Source organism: Mycobacteroides sp. PCS013 (assembly GCF_049532645.1).
In the GTDB taxonomy this organism is placed as follows: Bacteria; Actinomycetota; Actinomycetes; order Mycobacteriales; family Mycobacteriaceae; genus Mycobacterium; species Mycobacterium gwanakae.
Genome location: NZ_CP150131.1, coordinates 675,099 through 689,713 on the forward strand (window position 1 = coordinate 675,099; position 14,615 = coordinate 689,713).

15 protein-coding genes are annotated in these 14,615 nt (G+C 63.6%); 11 read left to right on the forward strand and 4 right to left on the reverse strand.

From position 1 onward, the window contains the following. Positions 1-14: 14 nt before the first annotated feature. Together RHO23_RS03375 and RHO23_RS03380 are read right to left on the reverse strand one after the other, a co-directional pair. Positions 15-722 (reverse strand): GntR family transcriptional regulator, encoded by a 708-nt coding sequence (locus RHO23_RS03375; RefSeq protein WP_057969332.1) that lies wholly within the window; start codon positions 720-722, stop codon positions 15-17. Next, complete coding sequence (locus RHO23_RS03380) at positions 712-1,236, reverse strand: HD family phosphohydrolase (RefSeq protein WP_164687544.1); 525 nt, start codon at positions 1,234-1,236, stop codon at positions 712-714. The genes RHO23_RS03375 and RHO23_RS03380 overlap by 11 nt, the downstream gene beginning before the upstream one ends. A gap of 97 nt (positions 1,237-1,333) precedes the next feature. On the opposite strand from RHO23_RS03380, the gene RHO23_RS03385 reads away from it, so the two are divergent. The 7 genes from RHO23_RS03385 to RHO23_RS03415 all read left to right on the forward strand — a co-directional run bounded on the left by RHO23_RS03385 (position 1,334) and on the right by RHO23_RS03415 (position 8,355). Beyond that, the gene (locus RHO23_RS03385) at positions 1,334-2,461 is read left to right on the forward strand and encodes a TIGR03364 family FAD-dependent oxidoreductase (protein ID WP_064408236.1); all 1,128 of its coding nucleotides are present in this window, start codon (positions 1,334-1,336) and stop codon (positions 2,459-2,461) included. A gap of 29 nt (positions 2,462-2,490) precedes the next feature. After that, a complete protein-coding gene (locus RHO23_RS03390) occupies positions 2,491-3,177 on the forward strand; it encodes a phosphonatase-like hydrolase (protein WP_064408238.1) in 687 nt (228 codons plus the stop codon). A 29-nt stretch (positions 3,178-3,206) separates the two neighbouring features. Then, on the forward strand, positions 3,207-4,226 hold the full coding sequence (locus RHO23_RS03395) for a 2-aminoethylphosphonate ABC transporter substrate-binding protein (protein WP_423489157.1): 1,020 nt from the start codon (positions 3,207-3,209) through the stop codon (positions 4,224-4,226). A gap of 1 nt (position 4,227) precedes the next feature. Further along, positions 4,228-5,439 (forward strand): ABC transporter ATP-binding protein, encoded by a 1,212-nt coding sequence (locus RHO23_RS03400; RefSeq protein WP_423488660.1) that lies wholly within the window; start codon positions 4,228-4,230, stop codon positions 5,437-5,439. A 62-nt stretch (positions 5,440-5,501) separates the two neighbouring features. Beyond that, on the forward strand, positions 5,502-6,329 hold the full coding sequence (locus RHO23_RS03405; protein WP_423489158.1) for a 2-aminoethylphosphonate ABC transporter permease subunit: 828 nt from the start codon (positions 5,502-5,504) through the stop codon (positions 6,327-6,329). A gap of 1 nt (position 6,330) precedes the next feature. Next, positions 6,331-7,128: an ABC transporter permease gene (locus tag RHO23_RS03410; RefSeq protein ID WP_423488661.1), complete on the forward strand. Its 798-nt coding sequence runs from the start codon at positions 6,331-6,333 to the stop codon at positions 7,126-7,128. Positions 7,129-7,230: 102 nt separating this feature from the next. Then, positions 7,231-8,355 (forward strand): AI-2E family transporter, encoded by a 1,125-nt coding sequence (locus tag RHO23_RS03415; RefSeq protein ID WP_423488662.1) that lies wholly within the window; start codon positions 7,231-7,233, stop codon positions 8,353-8,355. Here the strand turns inward: RHO23_RS03415 and RHO23_RS03420 are convergent, their stop codons facing one another. Next, entirely contained in the window at positions 8,356-8,811 is a 456-nt protein-coding gene (locus tag RHO23_RS03420) for a MaoC family dehydratase (RefSeq protein ID WP_030094965.1), read from the reverse strand. Positions 8,812-8,945: 134 nt separating this feature from the next. Between RHO23_RS03420 and RHO23_RS03425 the strand changes: the two genes are divergently transcribed. Then, positions 8,946-9,641 carry a sensor domain-containing protein gene (locus RHO23_RS03425; RefSeq protein WP_423488663.1) on the forward strand — a complete coding sequence of 232 codons (696 nt, stop codon included), beginning with the start codon at positions 8,946-8,948 and terminating at the stop codon, positions 9,639-9,641. A 7-nt stretch (positions 9,642-9,648) separates the two neighbouring features. Here RHO23_RS03425 and RHO23_RS03430 read toward each other — a convergent pair whose 3' ends face one another. Continuing rightward, on the reverse strand, positions 9,649-10,389 hold the full coding sequence (locus RHO23_RS03430) for a TetR family transcriptional regulator (RefSeq protein WP_030094967.1): 741 nt from the start codon (positions 10,387-10,389) through the stop codon (positions 9,649-9,651). 302 nt (positions 10,390-10,691) lie between these two features. On the opposite strand from RHO23_RS03430, the gene RHO23_RS03435 reads away from it, so the two are divergent. The 3 genes from RHO23_RS03435 to RHO23_RS03445 all read left to right on the forward strand — a co-directional run bounded on the left by RHO23_RS03435 (position 10,692) and on the right by RHO23_RS03445 (position 14,127). Continuing rightward, positions 10,692-12,401 (forward strand): alpha/beta hydrolase, encoded by a 1,710-nt coding sequence (locus tag RHO23_RS03435; RefSeq protein ID WP_423489159.1) that lies wholly within the window; start codon positions 10,692-10,694, stop codon positions 12,399-12,401. 72 nt (positions 12,402-12,473) lie between these two features. Next, the gene (locus RHO23_RS03440) at positions 12,474-13,295 is read left to right on the forward strand and encodes an alpha/beta hydrolase (protein ID WP_057968586.1); all 822 of its coding nucleotides are present in this window, start codon (positions 12,474-12,476) and stop codon (positions 13,293-13,295) included. Between the two features lie 109 nt (positions 13,296-13,404). Continuing rightward, entirely contained in the window at positions 13,405-14,127 is a 723-nt protein-coding gene (locus tag RHO23_RS03445) for a glycoside hydrolase domain-containing protein (protein ID WP_070916401.1), read from the forward strand. The last annotated feature ends 488 nt before the right edge of the window (positions 14,128-14,615 follow it).

Genomic DNA, 14,615 nt, shown 5'->3' on the forward strand with positions numbered 1-14,615 from the left:
CGGGATACTCGATGTCATTCCTTAAGGACTGCCTCGAAGGCCACTCGGTCACCCCGGAAAAGTGAGCGCACGCATTCGATCGGTCGTCCGTCGGTGTCGAGCGTGCGTCGGTGCAGAAGGAGCATGGGCATAGCTGTCGAGGTGTCCAGAAGTGATGCCTCGCGTGGTGATGCGAGCACCGTTTCGATGCGCTCGACGGCACTGCCGAACCCGACTCCCAGTTCGCGTATGGCCTCGTACAGCGAGGTGCCGGGATCGAAAGTGTTGCGCAATGAGCCGAACCGCGACTTGGGTAGATAGGTGCTTTCCAGCCCGAGCTTGGCACCATCGGCCAGCAGGACGCGTTCCAGGTGCATCACCGTCGAGGAGTTCCGGATGCCAAGGTCCCGGCATAGGTCCGGGTCTCCGGTGATGTCCTCCCAGGTGACCAGCAGTCGCCCGGGCGTTCGGCCCTGGCTCTGGGCGCCCTCGGTGTATGACCGTAACGATAACGGCTGCACCAGCTTCGGCGCAGATACCACGGTTCCTCGTCCGCGTCGCTCGATGCGCCCTTCCACGAGCAGCTCGTGCAGCGCCTGGCGGACGGTCTCGCGTGACACCTCGAATCGTTCGGCGAGATCGCGCTCGGGCGGAACCGAATCTCCTTCGCTCAGTGCCGAAAGGATGTGGTCGAGTTCGGTGCGTACGCGGTAGTGCTTGGGAAGCCGCACGTCAGAAGTCATGTCGTGTCACCACCTTTCGGGCCAGTGCGAGCACGTGGGGAATGGAAAGCCCCTTGGCCCCAGGAATCTTCGCTCCGTCGTCGAACCGGCGCAGCCGGAGTGCGTCTGGCCACCACGGGTGCTCACTCCATCGGCTATCTGCGCCGGCTCCGCCCTGGCTGGCCAGCGATGCTACGGATGCGGCGGACAGATGCGACGCGTAGTCGGAATCGGTCAGCGCGAGGTACCTCTTGGCCGCGACGTGCGAACCGGCAAGCCATCCAACCCGTTTCCCGAGGCGAGGGGTAAGCCATTCACGCGCGATGGAGTCGTGTCGGTGGTCGGCGGCGGGGCCGAGGAGCGGACTGTGCCCGATGTCGTGCAGAACCGATGCGAGCAGCAGCTCATCGTCCGCGCGGTCGGTGTGGGCGAGGTATCCGGCCTGCAGGGCATGGTCGAGCTCGTCGACGGCCTCCTCGTCCCATACCCCGCGCAGTGACATCAGCACTGCTTCGAGTTCATCGACGGTGTCCACGGACTGAGCGTACGCCAAATTGGTCTATACCAATTGTTCATACTGTGTTCGCCCCCGCGTTCTTGATTGGTCTAGACCAATGCGAGACGCTGGTGGCATGCGAGTGGTGGTTGTTGGTGGCGGGATTCTGGGTACGGCCCATGCGTGGGCTGCGATTGAGCGCGGACACCACGTGGTGCAGCTGGAACGTGAATCCGAAGCCCGTGGGGCCACCGTCCGGAATTTCGGCCTGGTATGGGTTTCCGGCAGGTCGCCCCGAGAACTGGAGGTCGCACAACGGTCTCGGGATCTCTGGCAGGGGATCGCGAAATCGGTTCCGGGTACCGGCTTCCGGGCAATCGGATCGCTTACCTTGTTGCAGACACAGGAAGAGGTGGCTGTCGCCGAAGAGGTGATGGCGCGCTCCGATGCCGGTGCGCGTGGATTCACGCTGCTCGATCCGGAGGCGGTCCAGCGGCGTAACCCCGCACTACGCGGAAAGTTCCTCGCCGGGCTGCATTGCGCTCGGGACGGTGCCGTCGAGTCACGCGTGGCTCTGCCGGCTATGCGGTTACACCTCAAGGAGACGGGGCGGTACTCCTTCCGGCCCGGCGCGGAGGCCCGGTCGGTCGACGCCACATCCGACGGAGTCTCGGTTCGTGCTGACGACGGTGAGGTGTACCGCGCGGATGCGGTCGTCATGTGTGCCGGGGCGGCGCACGGCGGACTGGTGCGAGAGTTACTGGGCGACTTCCCGGTTCGCCGGGTGCGGTTGCAGATGATGCAGACCGCCGCACTCGGTGAGGAGCTGACCACGGCGATCGCGGACGGGGACAGCCTGCGTTATTACCCGGCATTCGCCGGTGATGCGCTCGACGCCCTGAATGCCGTGCAGCTTCAGGAACCGACGGCCGCCGAGTACAAGATGCAGCTCCTGTGCGTGCAAAGACTGCACGGCGGACTGACGATCGGGGACACCCACGAGTACACCGAACCCTTCGCCTTCGACGTTGACGAGGCTCCGTACCGGCACGTCATCAACAGGGCCGAGGAACTGTTGGGGCGCAAGCTCCCCCCAGTGGTGCGGCGGTGGGCGGGTGTCTACTCCCAATGCACCGACCCGAACGAGATCGTCTACCGGCGCGAGGCGGCGCCCGGGGTGTGGGTGGTGACGGGCCCCGGCGGGCGCGGGATGACCCTCGGTCCGGCGATCGGTGCGGACACAGCTGACCTGATGAACCTCTAGTACAGACGACCCCAGGAAAGGGAAAAACGATGTCCGATATTCCTATTCGTCTTGCCGTGCTCGACATGGCCGGCACCACGGTCGCCGATGGTGGATTGGTGCTCAAGGCATTCGAGACGGCGGCTACCGCCGGTGGTATCGAGGAGGTGGGTCCTGAACGTGATCGTGCCCGCCAGTACGTCATCGACACCATGGGGCAATCGAAGATCGCCGTGTTCCGCCATCTACTCGGCGACGAGGACAGGGCTCAACATGCGAACCGGACCTTCGAGGACGCGTACGACAGGCTCATCGGAGACGGTCATGCCAGGCCGATTGACGGTGCGGTGGAGGCTATTTCGACGCTCAGAAAAGCCGGCGTCAAAGTCGCGCTCACAACGGGCTTCAGCGCCTCCACCAAGGAGAAGCTACTGGCGGCGCTGGGATGGGCCGACATCGCAGACTTGACACTGGCGCCCTCGGAGGCCGGGAGGGGCAGGCCCTACCCGGACCTGGTGTTGACGTCCGTGCTTCGTCTGGAGGTCAATGATGTTCGCGAGGTCGCGGTCTTGGGCGACACCTCGAGCGATGTGTTGGCCGGTCATCGCGCCGGCGCACAGATTGTCGCCGGGACGCTGACCGGCGCTCATGATGCCGCCCAGCTCAGTACCGCGCAGCCCACGCACATCGTGCACTCGGTGGGAGAGTTTGCCGACATCGTCCTGCATCGAATCTGAAAGAGCAGGACATGAAACATCTCCCGCTGATGCGGGTACTGAGGTTCGTATCGACCGTGACAGTTGCCCTGACGGTAAGCGGCTGCGGCGGCACCGGTGGTGGGACCGGTCCGAACTCGGTCACCGTGTACAGCGCGGACGGGCTCGGCTCGTGGTACGAGACTCAATTCGAGAAATTCACCCAAAGTACTGGAATATCCGTGAATCTCGTGGAAGCCGGTTCTGCTGAGGTGGTCTCACGGGTCGCCAAGGAGAAGGCCAACCCGCAGGCCGACCTGCTGGTGACGTTGCCGCCCTTCATCCAGAAGGCGGCAAGAAGTGATCTACTCGTTGGCGCCGGGGTTGACGTCTCCGCGGTAGCCGAGAACAACCGAGACACTGATGGTAGATACGTCGCGATTGTCGACAACTATCTGACGTTCATCGCGAACCCTGCTGCGGAGCTGAAAGATGCGCGGTGGAGCGACTTTCTGAGTCCTAGGTTCAGGGGCAAACTTCAGTATTCGACACCCGGGCAGGCCGGGGACGGTACCGCCATGTTGGTACTCCTGCGGCACCTCATGGGAGAGCAGGGCGCCGTCGACTATCTCAGAAAGCTGCAGCACAACAACGTCGGACCGTCCAGCTCCACAGGCAAGCTTCAGCCCAAGGTCAGTAATGCAGAACTTTGGGTGGCCAACGGGGACGTTCAGATGAACCTCGCATCGATCCGCGAAGACCGCTCGAACTTCTCCGTGTTCATCCCCGCGACCGATGATGGTTCCCGCTCAACGGTTTCCCTTCCGTATATTGCCGGAATCACCCGGGGCGCCCCGCGACTGGAGAACGCGAAAAAGCTGCTCGACTACTTGCTGTCCGTGGGCGTTCAGCAGACCGTCTCTGGTGAGGCATTGGGGATGCCGGTACGTGCCGACGTACGACCCGAGACGGGACCCAACACGCCGGCGGAAGTCTTGGAGGGAGTGAACATCTGGCATCCGGACTGGAATCAGGTGCTCGACACCCTCGATGCGTCATTCATTGCCTACCAGAAAGCGACCGGGAGCTGATATGGACCGCAGTGCCGAATTCTCCTCGCCTAAAAGGTTTGTCGGCGATGTCCTCGCCGGGACTCCAGTCGAACCTGCCCCGCGTGCTGGCGCTGCCGCGGACGCACCGGCGATCGTCTTCGACCATGTGACCGTCGCCTATGGCCGCGGTAAGAAGAGGTCCGAAGCGTTGCGAAACTTCAACCTGCGTATCGCCCGTGGTGAAACGGTGGCCCTTCTTGGACCCAGTGGATCGGGAAAGTCCACCGCGCTCAAGGCACTCGCCGGCTTCGTACGGCCGACCTTCGGCACGGTCAGGTTGGATGGGCACGACGTGACGGACCTACCGCCCGCGAAACGAGGAATCGGCGTAGTTGTGCAGTCCTATGCACTGTTTCCTCACATGCGCGTGCGAGACAACGTTGCCTTCGGTTTGCGGGCACGTAGAACCAAATCCGGCCACATCGCGACGCGTGTCGACGAGGCGCTGGCGATGGTGAGCATGTCCAGGTATGCCGACCGTTATCCCCGCGAGTTGTCCGGCGGTCAGCAGCAGCGCGTGGCCATTGCACGCGCGCTGGCAATCCGTCCCCGGGTGCTGCTTCTGGATGAACCGCTTGCCGCCCTGGATGCTCAGTTGCGTCAGTCGATGGTCGCCGAGCTGCAGCAGCTGCAAAAGACCTTGTCGGATACCGCCATGCTGTACGTCACCCACGACCAAAGCGAGGCATTGGCGTTGGCAGACCGGATTGCCGTCATGCGCAACGCGGAGCTGGTCGATGTCGATACCGCGCGCAACCTGTGGACCCGGCCGCCCTCCGATTTCACCGCGAACTTCCTCGGTGGCGCGAACCTGATCCCCTGCACCGTCGGACGGGTGTCGGGGGATTCGGCACTAGTCTCGGTGGGGGACAAGGTACTGAGCGTCACCGCGCCAAAGCCCGAAGTGGGCCGTGACCCCTGGGCCCCCGGAGCCAATGCGATGGTGTGCGTGCGCCCACACACACTTACCGTGGTCGCCGCGACCGAACCGGGTGCACTGCACGCACGCGTGGCCGCACAGGTGTGGCGCGGAGCATCGACCAGGCTGTCGCTCGCGGTGAATGGATTTCCCGACCAGCTCATTGATGTGGACGTGCCCGGGCATGGCGACTTTCCACCGGATTCGGCTGTCGGCGTGAAGTTCCCGGAGTCGGCCGGAGTTCTCGTCACCATTCCGGGGGCGGCGAAATGACCGCGGTTCTGGAAAGTGCCAAGCCCACGGACGCAGCACCCGGTAGGGAGCCGCGACGGACCGTGCCCATGCTGTGGGCGCTGCCGCCGCTTCTCGTCATGATCGTTATCATCGTGTACCCGTTGCTGCGAGTGTTGTCGAATTCCGCTGACGGAGAGGGGAACAGCACGTGGCTGGCGGTGCTGACCTCAACGCTGTTCCAGCGTGCTCTGGTGAGGACGGCGCAGATCGCGGTGCTCACCACCATCGGTTGCCTGGCGCTGGGGACTTTTATTGCCATCGTGCTGTCTTTCGTACCGTTTCCGGGGTCGGAACTGGTCGGACGACTGATCGACACCGTCCTGGCGCTTCCGTCCTTTCTGATCACCCTCGCCTTCACCTTTCTGTACGGCACCGCGGGTGCGGTCAACGCTGTCGTCGCGGGTATCTCCGGAGGAGCGCGTCCGCTGGATTTCCTGTCCAGTCCCACCGGAGTGATCCTGGCCGAGATCACCTTCTTCACGCCGTTTGTGGTGCGCCCCTTGCTGGCCGCTTTCGCGACAGTCCCACGTGAACAGTTGGATGTTGCCGCGAGCCTCGGGGCCTCACCGTGGCGGGTGCTGCGCACAGTACTGATGCCGGAAGCCTGGCCGGCCCTGATGGCAGGCGGCAGCTTGGTGCTACTTCTGGCGCTCAATGAGTTCGGGATCGTCCTATTCACAGGTGCCAAGGAAGTCGTGACACTGCCGGTCCTGATCTACACCCGGGGCATCGTCACCTTCGATCTGCCGGGCGCGGCAGTCATCGCGGCCGTTCAGGTAGCGCTGTCACTTGCGTTGTACGGCCTGTACCTGATCATCTTCTCGCGCATGGTTTCCGGGCGGACTGCGCTTCATCCCAAGGGGGCATGACATGCTGCTGTGGAGCAGGCGGAGCAGACTTATCCTGTGGACGTGCTTCGTGGTTGCGGTCACCGTGATCTTCCTGGCACCGATTGCCACCGTGGTGCTTGCCGGATTCGCCGGCGCGTGGACTGGCCCGTTGCCCTCGCAGCTCGGGTTTGAGCGATTCGAGGAGGCGCTCAGCGGGGATGATCTCGCCAGTTTGGCCGTCAGTCTGCAGACGGCCCTCATCGCGAGTGCATTCGCGTTGGTGCTCGGTGCCTGGGCCGCATTGAGTGTGCGTGAGGTGCCGCCATGGTTTCGGAGAGCCATTGATGTCGTCTTCCACCTACCGATCGCAATTCCGTCGGTGGCGATCGGTCTGGGATTGCTGATTGCTTTCAACGAACGCCCTTTCTTGCTCGGGGGAACGAAATGGATTGTGATCCTTGCGCATACCGCACTTGTGTTGGCCTTTGCCTTCAGTTCCGTTGCGGCGGCGCTGGAACGTCTTGATCCGGCCTACCGTCACGTGGCGGAGTCGTTGGGCGCGGGGCCGGGGCGGGTACTCGTGAAGGTGACGCTGCCGCTGCTGATGCCGTCACTGGGTGCAGCCGCCGGACTGGCGATCGCGCTGTCCATGGGGGAGTTGGGAGCGACGGTGATGGTGTATCCGGCCACGTGGAGAACCCTGCCGGTGACCATCTTCGGTCTCTCGGACCGTGGACAAGTGTTCTCGGCGGCGGCATCCACGACGCTGCTGCTGCTGGTGACGTTACTCGCGCTGCTGGTGGTCGGCAGGGTTCGCGGGAAGGCGGCACTTCGCTAGGCCGAACTGCCTCCAAGCGGGTCCGTCGCTCCTATGATGTCGCTGTCCACATCACCAGACGGGTACGCATTGGCAGATACCGGCGACGGCCACCATCGCTTGGTGGCACAGCCCCACAGCGAGGATGAAGGTCCGATCGCTGAGGCGGAACGCCGTGCGGCACAAATACGTTCGGATCATCATCCGCTCGGCCGCCGTGGTACCACCTGGAACCGTCACGCTCCGTTCTACGTCGGGCTGATGGCGTCGGCCGGTGTGGCCGTGACCTACGGCGTCGTCCATCTCTTGGCGGCCATGTCCTCGGTATTGATTCTCATCGGGCTGGCGATGTTCGTCGCATTGGGGCTGGAACCGGCGGTGTCATGGTTGGTCAACCACAGATGCCCGCGCTGGGCTGCCGTGTCGGTGGTGGTGCTGGTGGCCTTTGGGGCGCTGGCCGCCTTCCTGGCCGCGGCGATCCCGCCGCTGGTGGAGCAGGGAACTCAGCTAGTGCACCAAACTCCTCGCTACATTCAAGCGGCACAGGACCATTCGTCATTCATTGGTCAAATCAACGATCGGTTCGATGTGCAGCGCCACATCGGCGAGTTCGTCAACCGCGAAGGCGACACCGCGTTCTCGGATCTGTTGCGCGCCGGAACCGCCGTCTTCGGCGCGCTCGCGGACCTCGGCATCGTCGCGGTGTTGACCGTCTACTTCCTCGTCGACATGCCCCGCATCCGTGCCACGGTGTACCGCCTTGTGCCGCACTCGCGTAGGCCACGAGCTGTCCTCATCGGTGATGAGGTGTTCGCGAAGGTGGGGGCCTATGTCGGCGGCAATGTGGTGACCTCGATCATCGCCGGGGTCGCCACCTTCATCTGGTGCGCCGCGTTCGATGTGCCCTATGCGGTGCTACTCGGCGTACTGGTCGCGATGTTCGACCTCATTCCCTACGGATCGACCGTCGCGGGCATCGTTGTTGCCGCGGCGGCGCTCACGGTGTCCATCCCGGTGGCGGCCGGCACCTTGGCCTTCTATGTCGGATTCCGTTGGTTCGAGGATTATGTGCTGACACCCAAGGTGATTGGGCGTGTAGTCAAGGTGCCGGCAGGAGTCACCGTGGTCGCAGTGCTCATCGGCGGTGCGCTGCTCGGCATCGTCGGTGTGCTGGTCGCGATTCCGATCGCAGCGGCGGTTCAGGTGCTTGCGCAGGAACTGCTGTTCCCGGCGCTCGACGAGGCGTGACTACTGGTACAGATACACGCTCTCGGCCGCGCACGGCGGCCGGTCCTTGCCTTCGATCTCGTATTTGATGCCGTACGTCGCCTCGACGGTGCCCTTATCGCGCAACTTGGCCGACAGCAATGTGACATGTCCGCGTACCCGTGCTCCCACGTGTAGGGGCGCAGGGAACCGCACCTTGTTCACGCCGTAGTTGAGCACGGCGTCATATGACGCGATCTCAAGCACCTCGTCCAGGAACGCCGGGGCGAGTGCGAGCGTGAGGTATCCGTGCACGATGGTCCCGCCGAACGGGCCGGCCTTGGCGCGTTCGGTATCGGTGTGAATCCACTGCCTGTCACCCGTCGCATCCGCGAACTCGTTGACCTGCTCCTGGGTGATCTGAACCCAACTGCTGGTACCCAATTCGACTCTGCCCAGGGACAGCAGCTCCTGTGGTGTCGCCAGCTTGGTGGACATACCGCGCACTCCTTTTCGGGTCGTGGTGCCTGATCGCATTACCGACTTCTCATGCCGGCTGGACCCTTCTTACCCGAGATCGCATGCCTGCCACGGGACAATGCCGAAATCCGGCAGCACGGTACATGCGGGTAATGTTTGCCGACATGAGGTGGTCGGTGCCGCTGGTGGTCGCGTTGCTGCTCGGGGTGGTGGCCTGCCAACGTGGGGTCGACGGCGAGGCGACGGCCGATCGGGCATCTGTATCGGCGGGACCCATCCAGCCCGCTCAGCTCGATCAGCTGCTCACTCCCGCGCAATCGTTGAGCGTGACGCCGGGAAAGCCGCTGTTCGAGACCGATATGCAGTCGGTTCTATGGATCGGTGCCGATCCTGCCGAATGCCAGGGGGTCGTCGGATATGGCCGTCATCCGCTTTTCCCCACGAACTACACGGGGCGCGAAGCGCGGACGCAGACCGATAACCAGTACCCGAACCAGCACCAGCTCCTCGAGGTGTCGGCTACCTACCCCGGTGATTTCCAGGCGTCGAGATTCCTCGAGTCGGTGCGCACCACCGTCTCCAAATGTCAGCTTTCGGTAGCTGCCTGGGGGGATGATCAGAAACGCAGTACGGTCACGCCCGGCCCGGTGGTCCCCGGTTCGCCGGACATGGTCCGCTGGTCGACGAATCTCGATGGCGATCAATGGATTTGCGAGTTCACCGTGATCGCCAAGGCAAACGTGATCTCGCAGTTGGTCACCTGCTCAGCGGATCGGTCGATCGACAACAAGGCGCTGTCGTACGAGCGGCTCCAGAAGATCGAGGAGCTGCTCAACTCCAAGGTCTGAGCGCCGATCAGGACGCTTCGCGCGCCGCGATGTCCTGGGCGAGCAGGTTCTCGGCCCGTTCGATGATGGCATCGACGGTGAAGTCGAAGTTGGCGTCAGAGATCGTCGCGATCGAATGACCGCGGGACGCCAGATCATGCAGGGTAGGGGCCAGCGAGGCGTTCGGCACCACGCTGCGAGCCTCACCGGATGCGGGCATGACGGTGTCCATGTGCTCAAGCACCACGATGCCCCGGATGTGCAGCGACAGCGAAAAGTACACATCGAGCGCGTTATCCGGGCTGAATCCGACGCCGATGAGGGTTTGGACAAGCGATTCCAGGTTTTGAATGCTGGCCTGCAACGCCTCGGCACTGAGCTCGCTGGTGCGCATTAAGATGAGCTCAACGAGCACCGGACGTTCCCGGAACGCCTGCCGCATTCGGCGGGTATGACTGCGCAGGGCGTCCTGCCAGGTTTCGTCGCCAACGAAGGGTGCGGCGAAGTGATACTGCTTGGTGGCGCGGTCGGTCATCGCATCGAGAAGCTCACCCTTTTTGCGGAAGTACCAGTAGATACTGGTCACACCGACATCGAGATGCTTCGCTAGCAGCGGCATGCTCAGCCCACAGATCCCTATTTCCTCGGCAAGCTCGAATGCTCCGGCGATGATGTCCTCGGCGGTGATGGAGCCGCGGCGCCGCCGTTCCCGCTTAGGGCTTTGGGTGCTGGTCGTCCTGGCCTCGCGGCCGACACCGGCATGTCGCATGTGTAATCCTCGTCGTGCCCCCGTTGCGTCGATCTGCCCCGCCCTATGGACAAACGCCCTGATAGCAAGTTGGCAGAATACCGCAGAGACCTGGGTGGGCGGTCGCCTCCCCGTCGTGCACAGTTCGCTGAGACGGTGTCGGCCGATCCGCCTCAGAGATTTGCGCGGGGGAGTTTCCGGTGGTGGTGGCGCCGCGCAGGGCGACCGCGACGTGTCGCCGATCTGGTAATACCTCTGTGCGGTACGGCGACGTGCAGGCACCATTGACATTCGCAGCTGGCGGCATCGAGAAGGGTGTGGCGATGGCAATCGACAGGGATATCGACAGCGATATCGAGGAGGAACCGGCGGTGGAGACCGCTGTGCAGAAGCCAGGGAAGAGGCACTGGTGGGCGCGGCAGTACACCTTCACCGGCACCGCGGTGGGCCTGGTCTTTCTCTGGCTGTCCATGACTCCTTCGTTGCTTCCGCGTGGACCGCTCTTTCAGGCGCTGGTCAGTGGGGGCTCGGGCGCCATCGGGTACGCGCTGGGTGTGCTGGCGGTGTGGTTGGTGCGGTACATGCGGTCGCAGGATGCGAGTCCTAAGGCGCCGCGTATCGCGTGGTGGATTCTCATCGTCGTGGGGATCATCGGCACCGCCCTGATGATCGTGTGGTTCCACTTCTGGCAGGACCGCGTGCGCGACCTCATGGGTGTGCCGCGGCTGAGTTTCTGGGCGCACCCGCAGACCGCTGCGATGTCTATCCTCGTTTTGTTCATCCTGGTCGAGATCGGCCAGCAGATCCGCCATCTGATTCTGTTTCTCATCGAACGGCTCAATCGTGTGGCCCCCAAACGTGTCTCGGCTGTGGTTGCGGTCACACTGGTTGTTGTTCTTGCGATGGCACTCATCAACGGGGTTGTCGTCAGGGTCGCGATGGATTTCTTGAACAACACCTTCTCGGCGGTGAACAACGAGGAGAACCCGGACAACCCCGCGCCTACCACGGCGCTGCGCTCGGGCGGGCCGGGCTCGTTGGTCTCTTGGGCTTCGCTGGGTAACCAGGGCCGCGCGTTCATCGGAGGCGGTGCCACCACACAAGAGCTCTCGGCGTTCAACAAGGCTCCGGCCACCGAGCCCATCCGGGCGTATGCGGGTATGGAATCGGCCGACAGCATCAAGGCCACGGCCGAGCTGGCGGCCAGTGAGCTGGAACGTGAGGGAGGCCTGCACCGCAAGGTGGTCGTGGTGGCTACCACCACCGGAACCGGCTGGATCAATGAAGCCGAGGCAGACGCCCTCGAGTACATGTACAACGGCGACACCGCCATCGTCAGCATGCAGTACTCGTTTCTGCCCAGCTGGCTCTCGTTCCTGGTGGACAAGGAGAACGCGCGCCAGGCGGGACAAGCGTTGTTCGAAGCCGTCTCGGCACGGGTCCGCGCGATGCCGGAGGGGATGCGGCCCAAGCTCGTGGTGTTCGGGGAGAGCCTCGGGTCGTTCGGCGGTGAGGCACCGTTCCTGTCGGTCAACAACATCGTGGCCCGCACCGACGGTGCGCTGTTCTCCGGCCCGACCTTCAACAACACGATGTGGCTGGAAGCCACCCACAACCGCGACGACGGTTCTCCGGAAGTGCTACCCATTTACGACAACGGAAGAAACGTCCGATTCGCTTCGCGCCCAGAAGATCTCAAACGGCCCGCCGATCCGTGGGGTCGCCCGCGCATTGTCTATCTGCAGCACGCGTCGGATCCGATCGCGTGGTGGAACTCCGACCTCATCCTGAGCAAGCCCGACTGGCTGCGCGAACCTCGCGGCTACGACGTGTTGCCCAGCATGGAGTGGATTCCGTTTGTCACCTTCTTGCAGGTGTCCGCCGATATGGCCGTGGCGGTCGATGTTCCCGACGGGCATGGCCATGTCTACGTCAGAGCCGTGGCCGATGCCTGGGCGGCGATTCTGCAGCCTCCGGGCTGGACGCCGGAGAAGACCGAACGGCTGCGGCCGCTGCTGCGCTCGGGGGAGTAGCGGCCCGCGCCTGGGCGGCGGCTGTTCCGTACGGTGGGCTGGGTGAGCCACACCCTGGGGTCGAGCAACTACGTGAGCACCGCCGACGGGCGTGCGTTGCATTACATGGTCGCCGGAACCGGTGACCCGACAGTGGTCTTCGAGTCGGGAATGGGATTTTCGCGGTCGGCATGGGGGCTTGTGCAACCCCTTGTCGCCCAGCGTTTTCGGTCAGTGGTCTATGACCGTGCGAACTTGGGGCGCAGCGACGACGATGATCAACCGCGCACACTGGAGCGCATCACCGGGGACCTGGATGCACTGCTGACGGCGCTCGGACCGGGTCCGTACATCCTGGTCGGCCACAGTTACGGCGGAACCATCGCACTGGCGTCGACCGCTGCCGATCCGTCACGCATCGCGGGGATCATTCTCGTCGATCACTCCGACGAGAACCTGGATTCGTACTTCCGGCCGACCTCACTCGGCCTCCAGATCCTCGGCACCATGCATCGCGCGGCGCTCGATGCGCTGGGGCGGGTGGGTCTGCTATCGCACATCGTCCGCCGCATGATGCCGCGGATGCCGCGCGACGTCGTCGACGACATGACGGCCGAAGATCTCACGTGGCGGGCCGGGCGGGCCGCCAACGAGGAGGACCGGCGCTTTGTGGCAGGGCTGACGGGGTTGCGTGATAACCCGCCGATGGTCAACGGCATCCCCGTCACCGTCATATCGGGAGCCCGCGCCGAGTTTCTCAACGAGGAGACGCGGTCGGAGCTGAACGCTGCTCACCAATTGACCGCGCATCGGCTGGGAGCGCGCCACGTCGTGGCCCGCAAATCTGGGCATCAGATAGTCCTCACCGAACCGCGATTGATCGCCGACGAGGTATTTCGGATGGCGGGGGCATAAACCCTCTGTGTCGTATGTGACAAGCGTGGCTGCCGTGTTTGTTGAGGTAGCTGTCGTAATCTGAGGCTCGAGTTCTTCAAAGTTCTCGGAACGGCCTTGCGAGGTAACAGTGGTGTCCATATCCCGTAGGGATGTCCTCAAATACGCCGCGGTCATGCCGGCCGCAGTGGCGCTGGGTGGTGCCGCCTCGGCCGTAGCCGCCCCCCGCGCGAACGCGGCCTCACTGGGAACACTCATCGATTACGCCGGCGGTGTCCCGACTCCCGAATCGATCAAGGCAGCGGGGCACTTGGGTGCTATTCGGTACGTATCAGATCCGCGCAGCCCAGGGCTGTCGGCGGGCAAACCCATCAAGCTCGCCGAGGCGCGCGATCTCTATCGGGCCGGTTTGAAGATCGTCTCCAACTACCAGTACGGAAAGCAGGACACCGCCGACTGGCTGGGCGGCCAGGAGGCGGGGATCAAGCACGCGCAGCGTGGTTGGCAGCTGCACGTCGCGGCTGGCGGCTCCTACAACGTGCCGATATACGTCTCCATCGACGACAACCCGACGCCCGAGCAGTACAAGAATCAGGTGGCGCCGTATCTGAGGGCCTGGGAATCCGTGGTCGGCCATGCCCGCACTGGGCTGTATGGCAACTCCAAGACCATTGATTGGGCGCTGCAGGACGGGCTGTGCTCGTATTTCTGGCAGCACAACTGGGGAAGTCCCAAGGGCTTCGTTCACCCTGAGGCGCACCTGCATCAGTTCGAGATCGACAAGCGTCAAGTTGGTGGAATCGGTGTCGACCTCAACGACATTCTCAAGCCCAGTTTCGGGCAGTGGGTCTGAGCGCATACCTCGTCAGGGGCGGGCGCGTGGATGGTCGTGCCCTGCGAGCCATGGCGTGTAAATGTCGGGACACCAGGCACTGTTACGAGGCCGGTCATGACGGGAGACATCGCGCCGTGAGCAGCGGGGATGATTGCGTTTCTTGATGTTTCGGCTACTGCCTCGCGGTTGAGCACGCCGATGCCCCGCACGACTGCCTAGTCGATCGAGGGCTCGAGGCACCCGATGAAGTGGTCGGGTGCCATGATTTCCCGATATGCCCACGGCGTGCACCGCCCTCGGCCGTTCGGGTCAACTCGATGCCATGGACCGTGGATTTCAGCCCATGGCGCGCGGGGTGGGCCGTGCGCTGGCGAGGCAGATGCCGACGGATCGGCGGCCTCCCGCGCGCCCGCATGTGGCATGGCTTCGGGCGTGTGGATGCGTAGCTGGACAAACATCACCAGTCTCACCCGTCACAGAAGTCGGCGCTGCGTCGCAATGCCAGC

What these genes read in the sequence shown, in the direction of transcription:
- RHO23_RS03385 (WP_064408236.1), top strand. Translation starts at nt 1,334, where the DNA reads ATGCGAGTGGTGGTTGTTGGTGGCGGGATTCTGGGTACGGCCCATGCG.
- RHO23_RS03395 (WP_423489157.1), top strand. Translation starts at nt 3,207, where the DNA reads ATGCGGGTACTGAGGTTCGTATCGACCGTGACAGTTGCCCTGACGGTA.
- RHO23_RS03430 (WP_030094967.1), bottom strand. Translation starts at nt 10,389, where the DNA reads ATGCGACATGCCGGTGTCGGCCGCGAGGCCAGGACGACCAGCACCCAA.
- RHO23_RS03425 (WP_423488663.1), top strand. Translation starts at nt 8,946, where the DNA reads ATGTTTGCCGACATGAGGTGGTCGGTGCCGCTGGTGGTCGCGTTGCTG.
- RHO23_RS03410 (WP_423488661.1), top strand. Translation starts at nt 6,331, where the DNA reads ATGCTGCTGTGGAGCAGGCGGAGCAGACTTATCCTGTGGACGTGCTTC.
- RHO23_RS03375 (WP_057969332.1), bottom strand. Translation starts at nt 722, where the DNA reads ATGACTTCTGACGTGCGGCTTCCCAAGCACTACCGCGTACGCACCGAA.
- RHO23_RS03400 (WP_423488660.1), top strand. Translation starts at nt 4,228, where the DNA reads ATGGACCGCAGTGCCGAATTCTCCTCGCCTAAAAGGTTTGTCGGCGAT.
- RHO23_RS03435 (WP_423489159.1), top strand. Translation starts at nt 10,692, where the DNA reads ATGGCAATCGACAGGGATATCGACAGCGATATCGAGGAGGAACCGGCG.
- RHO23_RS03390 (WP_064408238.1), top strand. Translation starts at nt 2,491, where the DNA reads ATGTCCGATATTCCTATTCGTCTTGCCGTGCTCGACATGGCCGGCACC.
- RHO23_RS03420 (WP_030094965.1), bottom strand. Translation starts at nt 8,811, where the DNA reads ATGTCCACCAAGCTGGCGACACCACAGGAGCTGCTGTCCCTGGGCAGA.